18 protein-coding genes are annotated in these 15,659 nt (G+C 75.0%); 9 read left to right on the top strand and 9 right to left on the bottom strand.

What is annotated here, in order from left to right:
* Positions 1–28 precede the first annotated feature (28 nt).
* The 3 genes from DMB38_RS21255 to DMB38_RS21245 all read left to right on the top strand — a co-directional run bounded on the left by DMB38_RS21255 (position 29) and on the right by DMB38_RS21245 (position 1,572).
* Positions 29–388 (top strand): cupin domain-containing protein, encoded by a 360-nt coding sequence (locus tag DMB38_RS21255; protein WP_125936530.1) that lies wholly within the window; start codon positions 29–31, stop codon positions 386–388.
* Between the two features lie 5 nt (positions 389–393).
* Positions 394–687 carry a hypothetical protein gene (locus DMB38_RS21250; RefSeq protein WP_125936529.1) on the top strand — a complete coding sequence of 98 codons (294 nt, stop codon included), beginning with the start codon at positions 394–396 and terminating at the stop codon, positions 685–687.
* 93 nt (positions 688–780) lie between these two features.
* The gene (locus DMB38_RS21245; protein WP_125936528.1) at positions 781–1,572 is read left to right on the top strand and encodes a phytanoyl-CoA dioxygenase family protein; all 792 of its coding nucleotides are present in this window, start codon (positions 781–783) and stop codon (positions 1,570–1,572) included.
* On the opposite strand, the gene thrS is transcribed toward DMB38_RS21245, so the two are convergent.
* The gene (gene thrS, locus DMB38_RS21240) at positions 1,573–2,832 is read right to left on the bottom strand and encodes a threonine--tRNA ligase (protein WP_125936527.1); all 1,260 of its coding nucleotides are present in this window, start codon (positions 2,830–2,832) and stop codon (positions 1,573–1,575) included.
* A 162-nt stretch (positions 2,833–2,994) separates the two neighbouring features.
* Positions 2,995–4,122, bottom strand: coding sequence for a helix-turn-helix domain-containing protein (locus DMB38_RS21235; RefSeq protein ID WP_240662402.1), 1,128 nt, complete (start codon positions 4,120–4,122; stop codon positions 2,995–2,997).
* Between the two features lie 96 nt (positions 4,123–4,218).
* Here DMB38_RS21235 and DMB38_RS21230 point away from each other — a divergent pair, with 96 nt between their 5' ends.
* Positions 4,219–4,623 (top strand): cupin domain-containing protein, encoded by a 405-nt coding sequence (locus tag DMB38_RS21230; protein WP_047017429.1) that lies wholly within the window; start codon positions 4,219–4,221, stop codon positions 4,621–4,623.
* 9 nt (positions 4,624–4,632) lie between these two features.
* Here the strand turns inward: DMB38_RS21230 and DMB38_RS21225 are convergent, their stop codons facing one another.
* Positions 4,633–5,247 (bottom strand): TIGR03086 family metal-binding protein, encoded by a 615-nt coding sequence (locus DMB38_RS21225; RefSeq protein ID WP_125936526.1) that lies wholly within the window; start codon positions 5,245–5,247, stop codon positions 4,633–4,635.
* 64 nt (positions 5,248–5,311) lie between these two features.
* Here DMB38_RS21225 and DMB38_RS37510 point away from each other — a divergent pair, with 64 nt between their 5' ends.
* A complete protein-coding gene (locus tag DMB38_RS37510) occupies positions 5,312–6,121 on the top strand; it encodes a helix-turn-helix domain-containing protein (RefSeq protein ID WP_125936525.1) in 810 nt (269 codons plus the stop codon).
* Between the two features lie 95 nt (positions 6,122–6,216).
* On the opposite strand, the gene DMB38_RS21215 is transcribed toward DMB38_RS37510, so the two are convergent.
* From DMB38_RS21215 to DMB38_RS21190, 6 genes are all read right to left on the bottom strand, one after another.
* The gene (locus DMB38_RS21215) at positions 6,217–6,813 is read right to left on the bottom strand and encodes a TIGR03086 family metal-binding protein (RefSeq protein ID WP_047017426.1); all 597 of its coding nucleotides are present in this window, start codon (positions 6,811–6,813) and stop codon (positions 6,217–6,219) included.
* Positions 6,810–7,811: a sigma-70 family RNA polymerase sigma factor gene (locus DMB38_RS21210; protein WP_240662401.1), complete on the bottom strand. Its 1,002-nt coding sequence runs from the start codon at positions 7,809–7,811 to the stop codon at positions 6,810–6,812. Before DMB38_RS21210 ends, DMB38_RS21215 begins: the two co-directional genes overlap by 4 nt.
* A gap of 121 nt (positions 7,812–7,932) precedes the next feature.
* Positions 7,933–8,766, bottom strand: coding sequence for an NAD(P)H-binding protein (locus DMB38_RS21205; protein WP_125939171.1), 834 nt, complete (start codon positions 8,764–8,766; stop codon positions 7,933–7,935).
* A gap of 152 nt (positions 8,767–8,918) precedes the next feature.
* Positions 8,919–10,202, bottom strand: a complete 1,284-nt coding sequence (locus DMB38_RS21200) for an MFS transporter (protein WP_125936524.1) — start codon at positions 10,200–10,202, stop codon at positions 8,919–8,921.
* Positions 10,199–10,750 (bottom strand): GNAT family N-acetyltransferase, encoded by a 552-nt coding sequence (locus tag DMB38_RS21195; RefSeq protein WP_125936523.1) that lies wholly within the window; start codon positions 10,748–10,750, stop codon positions 10,199–10,201. The genes DMB38_RS21200 and DMB38_RS21195 overlap by 4 nt, the downstream gene beginning before the upstream one ends.
* Positions 10,751–10,780: 30 nt before the next feature.
* Entirely contained in the window at positions 10,781–11,014 is a 234-nt protein-coding gene (locus DMB38_RS21190) for a hypothetical protein (RefSeq protein WP_125936522.1), read from the bottom strand.
* 127 nt (positions 11,015–11,141) lie between these two features.
* On the opposite strand from DMB38_RS21190, the gene DMB38_RS21185 reads away from it, so the two are divergent.
* The 4 genes from DMB38_RS21185 to DMB38_RS21170 all read left to right on the top strand — a co-directional run bounded on the left by DMB38_RS21185 (position 11,142) and on the right by DMB38_RS21170 (position 15,657).
* On the top strand, positions 11,142–11,891 hold the full coding sequence (locus DMB38_RS21185; RefSeq protein WP_125936521.1) for an SDR family NAD(P)-dependent oxidoreductase: 750 nt from the start codon (positions 11,142–11,144) through the stop codon (positions 11,889–11,891).
* A 97-nt stretch (positions 11,892–11,988) separates the two neighbouring features.
* Positions 11,989–13,908: a glycoside hydrolase family 15 protein gene (locus tag DMB38_RS21180; protein ID WP_125936520.1), complete on the top strand. Its 1,920-nt coding sequence runs from the start codon at positions 11,989–11,991 to the stop codon at positions 13,906–13,908.
* The gene (locus tag DMB38_RS21175; protein WP_125936519.1) at positions 13,901–14,509 is read left to right on the top strand and encodes a histidine phosphatase family protein; all 609 of its coding nucleotides are present in this window, start codon (positions 13,901–13,903) and stop codon (positions 14,507–14,509) included. The genes DMB38_RS21180 and DMB38_RS21175 overlap by 8 nt, the downstream gene beginning before the upstream one ends.
* Before the next feature lie 167 nt (positions 14,510–14,676).
* On the top strand, positions 14,677–15,657 hold the full coding sequence (locus tag DMB38_RS21170) for a hypothetical protein (protein WP_125936518.1): 981 nt from the start codon (positions 14,677–14,679) through the stop codon (positions 15,655–15,657).
* Positions 15,658–15,659: the final 2 nt, after the last annotated feature.

The raw sequence follows: 15,659 nt of genomic DNA, 5'->3' as shown, positions 1-15,659 counted from the left end.
CTGGAAGGGCAAGAAGGGAGGTATCGCGATGCTGGAAGTGAAGACCATCGAGAAGCCGGACGAACGACGCGACTTCCCGCGCGGTCACCTCGAAGCGGTGCACATGACAGGACTGGATTTCGCGGTCGCGACTTTCGAGCCCGGCTGGCGCTGGTCGGAGTCGGTCAAACCCCTGGCGGGTACCGAAACCTGCATGGTGCACCACAACGGTTACGTCGTTCAGGGCCGCATGCACATCCTCATGGACAGCGGCCAGGAATCCGAAGTGCAGGCCGGCGACGTCTTCGTCTGCCCGCCCGGCCACGACGCCTGGGTAGTGGGTGACGAACAGGTCGTCCTCTACGACTTCGCCGGCGCCATGGCGACCGAGTACGCGAAGGGAAGCTGAGGACGATGACGTTCGTGCAGCTCATCGAGTACGAATCCGACCGCCCCGAGGAACTGGGCCGGGCCATGGACGAATGGATGACGGCCACCGAGGGAAAGCGCACGATGTCGCGGGAAATCCACGGACGTGACCGGGAAAGCAGCCGGCATTTCGTGGACATCGTCGAATTCCCGTCCTATGAGCAGGCAATGGTCAACAACGACCTGCCGGAAACGCAGCGCATCGCGGCGCGGTTCCGCGAGCTGTGCACCTCCGAGCCCAGGTTCGTCGACCTGGACGTCGTCGACGACCGTTCCTGACGAGGACAGACGCAGGCACCGGGCCTGACGGCGCGTACGCCGGGCGGGAGCGCCCTCTGGTCCCGGACGGGCCTTCGCGGTCATCCTGGGGCCATGGTCACCTCCAACGGCTACGTCCTGGACGAGTCACCGCGCCGCCTCGGCGAGTTGCGGCCCGTGCCGGACGCCGAGCGGGACGACCGCGAGGCGCTGTGGGCGCGGCTGCGGCGGGAGGGGTATCTGTGGCTGCGGGGGCTGCTCGACCCCGGCGGCGTACGGGAGTTCCGGGACTTCTACTTCGCGCACGTGGACCCGGAGCTGCCCCGCGGCGACCAGCGTGCCGCGCTCTTCGGGCGGGTCGTGCCGGGGCCCGAGTACGCGGACTTCTGCGCGCAGCCCGCAGTGCGGGACTGGTACGCCTGGTTCCTCGGCGGTGAGACCTTCCTGCACCGGCGGAAGATCCTGCGCCACACCCGCCCCGGCGAATCCGGCGTCGGCACCGCCACGCAGGCGCACTACGACCTCGTCTATCTCCGCGAGGGTACGGACCGGGTGCTCAGCTCCTGGATCCCGCTCGGCGACTGCCCCGTGGAGCTGGGCGGGCTGGTGTATCTGGAGCGCAGTCACGTACGGGTCCTCGCGGCCGAGGCGGCGGGCACGCTGAAGCGCCCGGCCGCCTCGATCACCGCGGACCTGCCGGCGCTGGCGGAGGAGTACGACGCGCGCTGGCTCCTCGCCGACTACGCGGCCGGTGACATGGTCGTCCACTCGGCGCACATGGTGCACGCGTCGCTGGACAACACCGCGGCCACGTACCGGCTGTCGACCGACATCCGCTACCAGCGCGCCGACGAGCCCATCGACTGGCGCTGGCAGGAGCACTGGCACGACCTCGACGGGCTCTGATCAGGCGGCGGCCTCCCCCTCGTCCGGCCACAGCTCCGGGCGCCGCGCCGCCACCGCCGCCGCCATCCGCGCCACCGCCTCCGCCGCCGGCAGCGGCGCGGGCCGCCGCCCGTCGCGCAGCCGCAGCGCCGCCGCCCCGCCGGCGGCCTCCCTGGCCCCGACCACCACCTGGTACGGGGCCAGCCGCGCACCCCGTACCCGCGCGCCCAGGGTGCCCCGCTCCGGCCCCGCCAGCTCCGCCCGCAGTCCCGCCGCCACGCACCGCCGCAGCAGCGCCTCCGCGGGCGCCGCCTCCGCCTCGCCCACCGGCAGCACCACCGCCTGCACCGGCGCCAGCCACGGCGGGAACGCCCCCTGGTGCACCTCCACGAGCTGCGCCACCGCCCGCTCCGCGCTGCCGACGACCGAGCGGTGCACCATCACCGGGCGGTGCCGCCCGCCGTCGGCGCCCACGTACGCGAGGCCGAAGCGCGCCGGCTGGTGGAAGTCGACCTGCACGGTGGAGAGGGTCGCCTCGCGGCCGGCCGCGTCCAGCACCTGCACATCGATCTTCGGCCCGTAGAACGCCGCCTCGCCCTCCTCGGCCTCGTAGTCGATCCCGGCCGCGGCGAGCGCCTGCTCCAGCAGCGCGCCCGCCCGCCGCCACAGCCCGGGGTCGCGCACGTACTTCGCGCCCGGGCCCGGCAGCGACAGCCGGTGGCGGGCGGCGGCCAGGCCCATCGCCGCGTACGCCTCGCGGATCAGCCGCAGCGCGGCCAGCGCCTCGTCGGCGACCTGCTCCAGGGTGCAGAAGACGTGCGCGTCGTTGAGCTGGATGGCGCGTACGCGGGTGAGGCCGCCGAGGACGCCGGACAGCTCGGCGCGGTACATGCCGCCCAGCTCGGCGATGCGCAGCGGGAGTTCGCGGTAGCTGCGCTCGCGGGAGCGGTAGATGAGGGCGTGGTGGGGGCAGAGGCTGGGGCGGAGCACGACTTCCTCACCGGCCGAGCGGCCGTCGGGGCCGCCGCCGAGGCGCATGGGCGGGAACATGTCGTCGCGGTAGTGCTCCCAGTGCCCCGAGAGCTCGTAGAGTTCGCGCTTGCCGAGCACGGGTGAGTAGACGCGCTGGTAGCCGGCGCGGTGCTCGACGTCGGCGACGTACTCCTCCAGCGCCTGCCGCACGGCGGCGCCGGCGGGCAGCCAGTACGGGAGTCCGGCGCCGATGAGGGGGTCGGTGCCGAAGAGGCCGAGTTCGCGGCCGAGGCGGCGGTGGTCTTTCACGGTGGGGCTCCTCGCGGGTCGGTGGGGCGGTGGCCGTCCGCGGGGTCGTGCACGCCGAAGCCCCGGGGCGGTCGCCCCGGGGCTTTCGGCTGGGTCGTGGGTCAGCGCGCCGGGACGGTCTCCGGCGTCGTCGTCTGCACAGCGCGCTTCATGCGGAGGAGGCTAGCAGGGCCGGGGGGCGGGCCCGGAGCCGTTTTCCGGTACGGGCACGGGCGCCGGCCCGGGTACGGGGGCGGTCGCGGACCCGGAGCCGGGCCCGGTGCCGGGCCCGGACTCCGGCCCCGGCGCGCCCGCCGGGCCCGCCGGGCCGAAGCGGGCGCGGTACGCCGACGGGCTCAGCCCCGTACGCCGCCGCACCTGCGTCCGCAGGTTCGCCGCCGTGCCCAGCCCGCTCGTCCGCGCCACCACCTCCAGCCGGTGCTCCCCGCGCTCGATCAGCCGGCACGCGAGCGCCACCCGTTCCCCCGTCAGCCACGCCAGCGGCGTGGTGCCCAGCTCGCGGACGAAGCGCCGGTGGAGCGTGGCGGGGCTGACGGCGGCGTACCCGGCCAGGTCGGCGACGGCCAGCGGCCGGTCGAGCCGCTCCGCCGCCCAGGCGAGCACGGGGGCGAGCGAGGCGTCCGGCACCGCGGGCACCGGGCGCTCGATGAACTGCCGCTGGCCGCCGTCGCGGTGGGCGGCGAAGACGAGCCGGCGGCTGACGTGGTTGGCCACCTCGGCGCCGTGGTCGCGGCGGATCAGGTGCAGCCCCAGGTCCAGGGCGGCGGCGCTGCCGGCCGCGGTGAGGACGTCGCCGTCGTCGACGAAGAGCACGTCGCGCCGGACCCGTACGGCCGGGTGGCGGGCGGCGAAGCGGTCGGCCCAGCGCCAGTGGATCGCCGCCGGGCGGCCGTCGAGCACCCCGGCGGCGGCCAGCGCGTACGCGCCGGTGCAGAAGCTGACGAGCCGGGCCCCGCGGTCGGCGGCACGGCGGATGGCGGCGACGACGGGGGCGGTGGGCGGGGTGTCGTCGGGGCGGTTGGGGACGATCACGGTGTCCGCGGCGTCGGCGGCCTCCAGCCCCGGGACGCCGGAGAGGGTGAAGAAGCCGTCGTGCATGCGCACGCCGGGGGCGGGGGCGCAGAGCGTGAAGTCGTACCACGCGACGTCCAGCTCGGGCCGGCGCAGCCCGAACAGCTCGGTGGCGATGCCCATTTCGAAGGGGTTGGACCCGGCGTCCACGAGCATGGCGACACGGTGCGCCCCGCGCCCCGTACGCCCCGGGTCCGGCTGCGAGGATCCTTGCGGCATGTGCGATTCGTAGCACTCCCGGCGTCCGCCTGTCACGCGCAGGATGGCGTACGAGAGGTCGCCGCACCCCGCGGCGGCGGAAGCGAGGAGCGAACCGTGAGCACCCACCCCGCCGAGCCCACAGCTCTCAGCGACGCGCTGGAGCGGATTGCGGAGCCGTGGAGTCCGCACGTCGTCGCGCGGGTCAACGACTACGACGTCAAGCTCGCGCACGCCGAGGGCGAGCACCTGTGGCACGTGCACGAGCACACCGACGAGTTCTTCCTCGTCGTCGAGGGAGAGCTGCGCATCGGCCTGCGGGAGCCGGACGGCGGCGAGCGTACGGTCACGCTGCCCCGGGGCGCGGTGTTCACCGTGCCGCGCGGCGTCGAGCACCGGCCGGTGGCCGCGCCCGGCACGGCGATCATGATGTTCGAGCCGGCCGGGACGGTGAACGTCGGCGACCGGCACGAGGCGGTGCCGGCGCACATCCCGGCGACGACCGGCTTCGAGCTGGCGTAGCGCCCCGGGTCAGGCAGCAGGGTGCCGCGGGTCGCGGCCGGTCGCGGCCAGGGCGCGGTCGAACGCCGGGGCTTCCGGCGGTACGGGCACGGCGTCGGCGAAGCCGTCGTACTGCCGGTACATCTCGCCGTGGTCCTCCGCGACCCGCAGCACCAGCGCCGCCACCCCCGCCGACGCCCGGAACTCCTGCCCGGTCGCCCACGCCACGTCCCAGCCGTGCACCGCCATCTCCTTGACGATCACCGCCGCCACCTCCGGCGCGGGCATCGACAGGAAGCCCAGGTCGACGTCCCCCTCCCAGGCCGCGGGCGCCGCCCAGGCGGCGACGGCCCGGTCGAGCTGCGCCGCGTACGCCTCCGCCCAGCCGGGCTCCGCGGCGAAGTCGCGCTTCGGCAGCTCCTCGGGGAGCGGGGTGCGGCGGGCGCGGTGCTCCAGGCCGTGGGAGGTGAAGCAGACCCAGTGGTTGACGAGGGCGCGCACGTCCCAGTCCGCGCAGGGCGTGGGGCCGGCCAACTGCTCGGGACGTACGCCCCGGGCCACCCGCGCGGCCTCGGCGGCGCACTCCTCCATCAGGGCGTGCACCTCGGCGTTCTCGCTTGCGGTTCGGCTGTTCTCGCTGCTCATACGGGCGAACGTACGGGGGGCGGCGCGGCCGGTCTTGAAGAAACGCGACAGCTACGCTGCGCGTATGCCCGGCTCCGGATTCGACGACGCGCGCGGCGTCCTGCACCCCGGCGAGCACGCCCGGCTCGCCTCGCTGGACCGCCGCCGTCCCGGCGCGGCGCTGGCGCCGTTCGTCGAGTGGTTCTGGCACGTGCGCTGGCAGCTGCCGGGCACGGCCACGTACGACACGAAGGTCCTCACGCACCCCAACCTCCACCTGGTCTTCGAGGAGCCCGAGCCGCTGGTGTACGGGGTGCAGCGGGATCTTTTCGTGCGCCGGCTGGCGGGCGGCGGGCAGGTGCTCGGCGTGCGGTTCCGGCCGGGCGGCTTCCGGGCGCTCACGGCGGGCCCCGTCGCGGAGCTGGCCGACCGGCGGGTGCCGGCGGCGGAGCTGCTCGGGCCGGAAGCCGCGGAGGTGAGCCGGGCGGTGCTGGCGGCGGAGGGCCTGGCGGAGATGTGCGCCGTGGCGGAGGACTTCCTGCGGCCGCTGCTGCCCGCGGCGCCGGATCCGGCCGCCGAGGAGGCGGCGGCCGTCGTCGCGCGGATCACGGCGGAGCCGGGGCTGCTGCGGGTGGACCAGGTCGCGGCGGGGGCGGGGATGTCCGTACGGCGGCTGCAGCGGCTGTTCGCGGAGTACGTCGGGGCGAGCCCGAAGTGGGTGCTGCGGCGGGCCCGGCTCCAGGAGGCGGCGGCGCGGGCGGACGCGGGGGCGGCGCTGGACCTCGCGGCGCTGGCGGCGGACCTGGGCTACGCGGACCAGGCCCACCTGACGCGGGACTTCACGGCGACGGTGGGCGCGCCGCCGTCGCGGTACGCGGAGGGCACCCCGGACTGAGCACGCGCCCCCGCGGGCGGGCCGGCCCCGTCACAGACCGCCCCGCGCCACGCCCCGTCCGTACGGCACCGGCCGCCCCGCCCCCGTACGCCCCCTCAGCCCTCCCAGTCCGGCCTTCTGCCCAGGTACGCCACCAGCCGCTCCCCCGGCTCCGCCCCCTCCCGCACCCACTGCACCGCCGCGAACCGCACCGGCCTGTCCTCCGCCGACACGAACATCGGCGCCAGCTCCAGCAGTTCCTCCGCGAGCGCCGGCGGCACCTGCTCCTCCTGCCCGCTCGCCCGGGCCAGGTCCCAGCCGTGCACCGCCAGCTCCAGCGCCCCCGTGCACGTCACCACCGCCGCGGCCAGCGGCAGGCTGCCGACCGTCACCAGCTCCCGCCGCCGCACCGCCGTCCACGCGCCGAGCAGCCGCCTGGCCCGGTCCCGTACCGCCTTGACCGGGTCGGCGAGGCTGTACGCGGCCTGCGGCTTGAGGGCGATGCGGCCGGTGTCCGCGGCCTCGTTGAGCGCCGCGATGGAGTCGCCGACGTGCGCGAGGAGCTGCCCGAGGTCCCACTGCGCGCAGGGCGTGGGCCGCCGCAGGTCGCCGGGGCCGACGCGGTGCAGCACGCCCAGCGCGTACGTCACCGAGCGCTCCAGCAGCGCCACGCCGCCGAGCAGCGCCGTGGGCGCGCTCCCATCGGGCCTCATCGGCTCTCCTCGCCGCTCAGGACGGCCGGCAGGCCGGCGGTGGCGAAGAGGGACGTGTCGAAGAAGCAGCCGACGTGCGAGATCGCGTCCCCGCCGGGCGCGACGGTCAGCACGTGCAACGCGAACGGATGATGGTCGCCGTCCGGTCCGCGGGTGTAAAGGGCATACCCCGGCTGCCCGTTGAGGCCCACCGGCAGCAGCCGCGCCTCCCCGGGCGCGTACGGGCACTGGACGGAGACGAGCGTCGCCACCCGGCCGGGGCCGCGGAACCACTCGGGAACCGGGGGCATCTCCCAGACCACGTCCTCGGTGAAGAGCCGCACGATCTCCCGTACGTCCTTGGTCACGAACGCCTCGACGTAGCGGTCCAGCAGCTCGCGCCGCGCCGCGTCGGCCGGCTCGGCGACCGACTCCTCGCTCGGCGCGGCCTTCTCCAACTGCGCCCGGGCGCGCTGCAACGCGCTGTTGACGGACGCCGTCGACGTATCTAGCAGCTCGGCGACCTCCGCGGCCTTCCAGCGCAGCACGTCGCGCAGCAGCAGCACCGCGCGCTGCCGCGGCGGCAGGTGCTGGAGCGCGGCCACGAACGCGAGCCGCACGGACTCCCGCGATCCGACGACCGCCGCCGGGTCCGCCTCCGAGGGCTCGACCAGCACGTCCGGCACCGGCTCCAGCCACGGCACCTCGGGCCGCTCGGTCAGCTCCCCCGCCGGGTCGTCCCCGGGGCCGCCGAGGCCGGTGGGCAGGGGGCGGCGCTGCCGCCGCTCCAAGGCGGTGAGGCAGGCGCGGGTGGCGATGGTGTGCAGCCAGGTGCGCAGCGATGAGCGGCCCTCGAAGGTGCCGTACGACCGCCAGGCGCGCAGGTACGTCTCCTGCACCAGGTCCTCGGCGTCGTGGACGGAACCGAGCATGCGGTAACAGTGCGCGAGCAGCTCGCGCCGGTAGGGGTCGGACAACCGGAGGAAGTCCTCCTCGGCCCCCGTGTTCACCGTAGCCATCGCCGATCCGCCCTTTCTGATCGCTTCCGCGTCACCCACTACAAGGACTGACTGCGCGAGGCACGAGAACTCATCGCCTGACGGGGCGGCACAGGGCGGAAAAAGCCCTCCGGGAAGGGGATCAGGCCGCGAAGGCGTCGGCGTGGGCCTGCGCCCACTGCTCGAACGTACGGGGCTCGCGCCCCGTGATGTCGTACACCGTGGACAGCACCGGCGACTCGTCCAGCGCGCCGCCGCGGTAGAAGTCGAAGAAGGCGTCGACATACTCCTCCGGCATGGCCGCCGCCATCTCCGCGCGGGCCGTCGCGTCGTCCAGGCCCTCGAAGCGCAGCGGCCGGTCGAGCACGTCGCCGAGGACGGCGACCTGCTCGCCCGGCAGCAGCGGCTCGGGGCCCGACAGCTCGTAGACCTTGCCCTCGTGGCCGTCCCCGAGGAGCGTGTCGGCGACGACCTCGCCGACGTCGTACGGGTCGATGCAGGCGACCGGCACGTCGGCGAAGGGGCCGCGCACCACGTCGCCGGTGCGCAACTGCGGCAGCCAGCGCAGGGCGTTGGCGGTGAAGGCGCTGGGGCGCACGACGGTCCACGGGATGCCGGCGGCGCGGACGGCCTCCTCGGAGCGGACCATGTACGCGGTGACGGCGTTGCCCATGTCGCCGCTGGCGGCTGAGCGGCCGGAGAGCAGCGCGACGCGAGTCACGCCGGCGCGGACGACCTGGGCGAGGAGGCCGGGCATGTCACGGTAGCCGGGCAGCAGGAAGACGCCGTCGACGCCGGCGAGCGGCCCGGCGAGGGACGCGGGAACGTCGAGGTCGCCGGCGACGGCGGTGGCGCGCGGGGGCAGCCCGGACAGCTCGCCGCCGCGGCTGAGCGCGCGGACCTCGGCGCCCTGCTCGGCCAGCGCCCTGACCACCTCGGATCCGACGTTGCCCCGCGCACCCGCGACCAGATACATCCGGCACCCCTTCCCGGCCCGCCGCCGCACGAACTCTGCGGCTCGCAAGCTGACAGCCTCGCACGCCGGCACCGCGGCTGTGCAGCCTGTCTTACGCCATGGACAGGCGCACGGCCGGGCGCGCGGCGGCAGCGGCCGGGCGCGCACCGTACTCACGCCGCGGCGGCCCCGGCCGGGGACGCGGGCGCCGCCGGGAGGTCCCTGACGTACCGCAGCCCGGACGGCAGGAGCCACAGCACGCTCAGCACGGCCCCCACCGTGCCGATCCACATCGTCGGCCGCAGGCCGAGGGCGGCGCCCAGGGTGCCGGCGAGCACCGCGCCGACGGGTCGTACGCCGAAGTTGGACGTCTGGATCACGCCCATGACGCGCGAGCGCAGGGTGGCCGGGATGACGGCGATCAGGTAGCTGTTCGCCGCGATGTCCATCACCGCGACCCCGCAGCCGGAGGCGAACTGCGCGGCGGCCAGCACCGTGACCACCAGCGGCGTGGGCCCTCCCGCGAGCGGTACGAGCGGCAGCGGCAGGCTGAAGCCGGCGCACCCCGCGATGACGGCGGGCCCGAGCCCGATGCGCCGCACCACGTGGGGCGCGAGGGACGCCCCGGCGAGCCCGCCGAGCCCGAACACGGCGAAGACCAGCCCCAGCACGCCGGGAGACAGGCCCAGCTCGTCGGTCGCGTAGAGGACGAAGAGCGTCGCCAGAAACGTGTGGAAGAGGCTGAGCGTCGCGACCCCGGCGATCAGCAGGCCGGGGGTGCGGTGGGCCGTCACCCAGCGGAACGCGTCGGTGAGGCCCGTGCCCTCGTGGCGCGCGGGCGGCGCCTCTTCGGCCCGGATGCGTCCCAGGCAGACGGCGGACACCAGATAGGTCACCGCGTCGAGCACGAGCGCGAAGGGGGCCGTCAGCACCTGGACCAGCCCGCCGCCGGCGCCGGGTCCGGCGACCGCGGCGGCCGAACGGCTGCCGGAGAGCAGCGCGTTGCCGTCCACGTAGCGGTCGGAGGCGAGGACGGAGGCGTAGACGTGGTGGTTGCAGACGCGGAACAGCACGGTGAGGGCGCCGACGGCGAACTCGGTGACGTACAGGTGCGTCATCGTCAGCGCGTCCATCGCGTACGCGGCGGGCACGGAGGCGACGGCCGCGAACCGGCCGAGGTCGGAGACGACCATCGCCCTGCGGCGGTTCGCCTGCCGGTCCGCCCAGGCGCCGCCGGGGATCGACAGGAGCAGCGACGGCAGCAGGGCGACGGCCGTGAGCCGGCCCATCTCGGCGGGGCCGGCGTCGAGCAGCAGCACGGCGGCGAGGGGGATCGCGAGGATGGTGATCTCGTCGCCGATGAGGGAGATGCTGTGCGCGGACCAGTAGAGGCGGAACCCCCGCTCCCGCAGCAGCCCGGCCGGGGGCGGTGGGTCGCGGGGGTCCGCGGCCGTCACAGCGCCAGCAGCATGATGTCGGAGACGGGCTTGTCGTCGCCCGGCCGCCACCGGCCGACCCGGCGGTAGCCCCAGGAGGCGTACGCGGCGTGCGCGGGCGCCGCCTCGGCCTCCGTACGCACCGCGAGGGTGACCCGCTCGACGCCGAGCCCGGCGCGGAGTTCACCGTGCAGCCGGGCGGCGATGCCCTGGCGCCTGCGGTCGGCGCGTACGGCGAGTTCGACGATGCCGAGGGTGCGGCGGCCGGTCTCGGTGGCGAACTCCGGGGTCACCTCCTCGTCCATGGCCTTCCACCAGGCGGTGTCGGCGGGAAGGGGATAGCCGAAGGCGTAGCCCGCGGGCTGCCCGTCGACGCGTGCGACGACGAGGCGGGCGCGGGGGAGGAAGACCTCCTGGGCGAAGCGGTCGACGAACTCGGCGATCTCCCTGGGTCCTTCGCTGTAGGGCGGCTCGACCCAGATCTCCTTGTACATCGGCAGCACGAGGTCGAGCTGGGCCGCGCACTCCAGCCCCTCCCACCGCTCGACCGCGATCGCTGACTGCGCCATGCGTGGTCTCCGTCCCCCGAACCCGGCCGACTAGCCCCGACCGCCGATACCGATGCCGCCCTTCGCGGAGGCGGGCACGCGGACGGAACGGCGGGTGCCGACGCCGATACCGCCGCCCTTCGCCGTGGCCGGCACGCGCACCGTCCGGCGCGTACCGACGCCGATACCGCCCTTCGCCGTGGCCGGGCGGCGGTTGCCGGCACCCGGACCGCCCTTCATCGTCGCGGCGGCAGTGGTCGTCTCGGGCTCCAGGAGCGTGATCATCTGTGCGGTCCTTCCGTCGTCGGACTCCGGACGCCACACACTCCCCCGCCGACCTGGGCGGAACCTTGTACTCACCTGGAATCCCCAGCCCACCCCCACCACAGGCCACCTGCTTATCCTGGGCCGTATGCCTACCGCAGTCGTCACCGGCGCGAGCAGCGGCATCGGCGCGGCCACGGCCCGCCAGCTCGCCGCCGCCGGTCACCATGTCGTCCTCACCGCCCGCCGCAAGGACCGTATCGACGCGCTCGCCGAAGAGCTGACCGCCGCCGGGTACGCCGCCACCCCGTACGCGCTGGACGTCACCGACCGCGCCGCCGTGGACGCCTTCGCCGCCTCCCTCGAAAGCTGCGACGTGCTCGTCAACAACGCCGGCGGCGCGCTGGGCACCGAGCAGGTCGAGGCCGGCGACCCCGCCGACTGGCGGGCGATGTACGAGGTGAACGTCATCGGCACGCTCAACCTCACCCAGGCGCTGCTGCCCGCCCTCGTCGCCTCCGGCGACGGCACGGTGGTCATCGTCACCTCCACCGCGGGCCACGCCGTGTACGAGGGCGGCGGGGGCTACGTCGCCGCGAAGTTCGCCGAGCACAGCATCGCCGCCACCCTCAGGCTGGAGCTGAACGGCCGTCCCGTCCGGGTCATCGAGATCGCCCCCGGCATGACCCGCACCGAGGGCTTCGCGGTGACGCGGATGCGCGGCGACGCGGAGAAGGCCGCCGCCGTCTACGCGGGCGTGAAGGAGCCGCTGACGTCCGAGGACGTCGCGGACACCATCACCTGGGCCGTGACCCGCCCGGCGCACGTGAACGTCGACCTCCTCGTCGTACGCCCCCGGGCGCAGGCCGCGAACTACAAGGTCCACCGGGAGCCGTAACCGTCCCGGCACCCGAATGGCCGCGCCGCGGCAGCCGTCGCGCGCGCGGGGCGGGAGAGTCGACGTATCGCCGCCGCCAGGGGAAGGAAGTGCCCTCGTGACCCCGGGCCCGTACCCGCCGATCGCGGACCACGGCATCATCGGAGACCTGCAGACCGTCGCCCTGGTCTCCGCCGAGGGCGTGGTCGACTGGCTGTGCGCGCCGCGCTTCGACTCCCCCAGCGTCTTCGGCGCGCTCCTCGACGCCGAGCGCGGCGGGCGCTTCGCGCTCACCGCCGACGCCCCCGACGCCGTCCCCCGCCAGATCTACCTGCCCGGCACCGCCGTCCTCGTCACCCGCTTCCTCTCCACCGGGGGCATCGGCGAGGTGCTGGACTTCATGCCGGTGGACCATCCGGAGCGGCCCACGGACACCCACCGGGTGATCCGGCTCGTACGTGCCCTGCGCGGCCCGATGCGCTTCACGCTCGACTGCAGTCCCCGCTTCGACTACGGCCGCGACCCGCACCGGCTCGAACTCGACGGACGCACCGCCCGGTTCCGCTCCGCCACCGCCGAAGGACACCTCCAGCTCCTCGGCCCGGCCGGCGACCTGACCCGCGAGGGCGACGACGTGCGGGCCGTGCTGGAGCTGGCGCAGGGCCGCACCGCGGCGGCCGTGTTCACCGTGTGCGCCCCCGGCGCGGACCCGCCCCCGCCCGCGTACGAGCGGGACGTGCACCGGGAGCTGAGCAAGGTGCGGGCCTACTGGCACCACTGGACCGCGCGCTGCACCTACCGGGGCCGCTGGCGCGAGGTGGTCACCCGCTCCGCGATCACGCTGAAGCTGCTGACGTACGCCCCGACCGGCGCCCCCGTGGCCGCCGCCACCATGGGGCTGCCGGAGCAGGTCGGCGGCGAGCGGAACTGGGACTACCGCTACACCTGGATCCGCGACGCCTCCCTCTCCGTACGCGCCCTCCTCGACCTCGGCTACGCCGCCGAGGCGGACGCCTACCGGCGCTGGCTCGGCGAACTCCTCGGCGCCGCCCACGCCGCCCGCTCGGCCACCGGCACCGCGGCGGCCGCGGACGGCGCGGGCGACACCCCCCGCGGCACCGTCACGGGCGAGCCGCTCCAGGTCATGTACCGGGTCGACGGCGACCCCCACCTGCCCGAGGAGATCCTGCCGCACTGGGAGGGCTACCGCCGCTCCGCCCCCGTGCGCGCCGGCAACGCCGCCGCCGACCAGCTCCAGCTCGACATCTACGGCGAGGCCGTCTACGCCCTCGCCCAGGCCAGCCGCACCGCGGGCCCCGCCGGCTACGACGCCTGGCGCTACCTCGCCGCCCTCCTCGACTGGCTCACCGACCACTGGGACCGCCCCGACGAGGGCATCTGGGAGACCCGCGGCGGGCCCCAGGACTTCACCTACAGCCGGCTGATGTGCTGGGTCGCGTTCGAGCGCGGCATCCGCATGGCCACGGAACTCTCCCGCCCCGCCGACGTCGCCCGCTGGACCGCCGCGCGCGACGCCATCTTCGAGCAGGTGATGGAGCACGGCTACAGCCCGCGGCGGCAGGCGTTCGTCCAGCACTACGGCTCCGACGTGCTCGACGCCTCGCTGCTGCTCATGCCGCTGGTCGGCTTCGTCGCGCCGGCCGAGCCGCGCTGGCTGTCGACGCTGCGGGCGATGGAGGCGGAGCTGGTCACCGACAGCCTCGTGCACCGGTACGACCCGTCCGCCGCCCCCGACGGGCTGCGGGGCAGCGAGGGCACGTTCTCGCTGTGCAGCTTCCTGTACGTGTCGGCACTCGCCGGCGCGGGGCACGTGGACCGGGCGCGCTACGCGTTCGACAAAATGCTCACGTACGCCAACCACGTCGGCCTGTTCGCCGAGGAGATCGGCCCCACCGGTGAACAACTCGGCAACTTCCCACAGGCGTTCACCCACCTCGCGCTCATCGTGGCCGCACTGACCCTGGACGAGGCGCTGGACGCCGCGGAGAGAGAAGGAGGCACGGCCCCCCATGGGTGACCTGCTGCTCGTACGGCACGGCCAGACCGAGTGGAGCCGCGACGGCCGCCACACGGGCCGTACGGATCTGCCGCTGACCGACGTGGGCGAGGACCAGGCCCGCGCGCTGGCCCCGCTCCTCGCCGGGCGGCGCATCGCCACGGTGCTGTGCAGCCCGCTGCGGCGCGCGGTGCGCACGGCGGAGCTGGCGCTGCCCGGCCGCCGCGGCGCGGTGCTGGAGCCGCGGCTGCAGGAGTGGGACTACGGCGGCTACGAGGGCCTGACCACCCCGGAGATCCGGGCGGAGCGGCCCGGCTGGGACCTGTGGCACGACGGCGTGCCCGCGGGCGGCCCCGGCCACCCCGGGGAGACGCTGGCGGCCGTCGGGAGCCGCTGCGACGAGGTGCTGGCCGTCGCCGACGCGGCGCGGCAGGAGACGGACGGCGACGTGCTGCTCGTCGCCCACGGGCACGTCCTGCGCGTCCTCACCGCCCGCCGGCTGGGCCAGCACCCGGCCGCGGGCGCGCTGTACCGGCTGGAGACCGCCACGCTGTCGGTCCTCGGTACGGAACACGACAGACCGGTACTTCTCGGCTGGAACATCCCGGCCCGCAGCGTCTGATGACGCGCGACATGCCCGCCTCCCGCGCCCATGCGACAAGATAAGCGGGTCAACCGCCTTACCGCGGACACCCGACCGGACGAACCAGCAGGACGTGCGATAAACATTGTGGTCGTCCGCCACGTGCGGGCGGCACCATGTCCTGGAGTCGGAAGGAGCCTTCTCCCGTGCAGCGAAGGGCACTCGCGCAGGCTGCCGCGACGGCCGCCGTGCTCGCGGTCGCGCTGGCCGGCTGCACCGGCTCCGACCAGGGCAGCGGCGCGGTCGACAGCCAGACAGGCGGGGCCGGCGCCGCTTCCGCTCCGGTGCCGTCGGGGAAGTACAGCACGCTGCCCGAGCCGTGCACGGCGCTGAACACCGGGACGCTGGAGGACCTGCTGCCGGGGCCGGCGGACGAGGAGAGCGACGAGGAGGCCGAGGAGGCCCTTGCCGGCGAGCCGGACCTGACGTATGACGCCGACCGGCAGGTGGGCTGCCGCTGGGAGCGGGAGACCACGGAGGGCGGGCACAAGCTGGAGTTGCAGTTCGAGCGGATCGTCTCGTACGACGACGAGGTCAGCGACGACCAGCAGGCCGCCCAGATCTACGCCGAGCGGGCCGAGGAGCACGACGTCGACGTGAGCAGCGGCCGGCCCGACCTGCCCGACAAGGCGGAGACCGGCAACGCCTCGGGCGGCGTCCCGGCCACGGGCGAGAGCAGCCCGCCGGGCGGCGGCCAGGACGGGGCCGCCGGCGCGAGCGACGAGCCCGGGTCGGGCGGGAGCAGCGGCGAGGCGGGCGGCGAGGACTCCGAGGGCGGTGCGGGCGAGAGCACGGGCGGGAGCACCGACGACAGTACGCACGACAGCCCCGACGGCAGCACCGGCTCCGGCACGGACTCCCCCGGCGACGGCTCCACCCCCTCCGAGACCATCGCCCCCCGCCTCCTCGACGACATCGGCGACGAGTCGTTTCTCGACGACAAGACCGCCGACGCCTCCTCCGGGGTGCAGCGCAAGGTGACAGTGGTGTTCCGCACGTCCAACGTCGTGGTGACCGTCACGTACGACCAGTGGCACACCGGGGGCGCCGAGCCGCCGGACGGCGCTGAGCTGCAACAGCGCACCCAGCAGGTGGCCGACCGGCTCGCCGACCGGCTCGCGGACTGACG

Origin of the sequence: Streptomyces sp. WAC 06738, assembly GCF_003945505.1 — a bacterium.
Lineage (GTDB): Bacteria > Actinomycetota > Actinomycetes > Streptomycetales > Streptomycetaceae > Streptomyces.
Note: the sequence above shows the minus strand (reverse complement) of the source record. Positions and strands in the feature narration are given on the sequence as shown.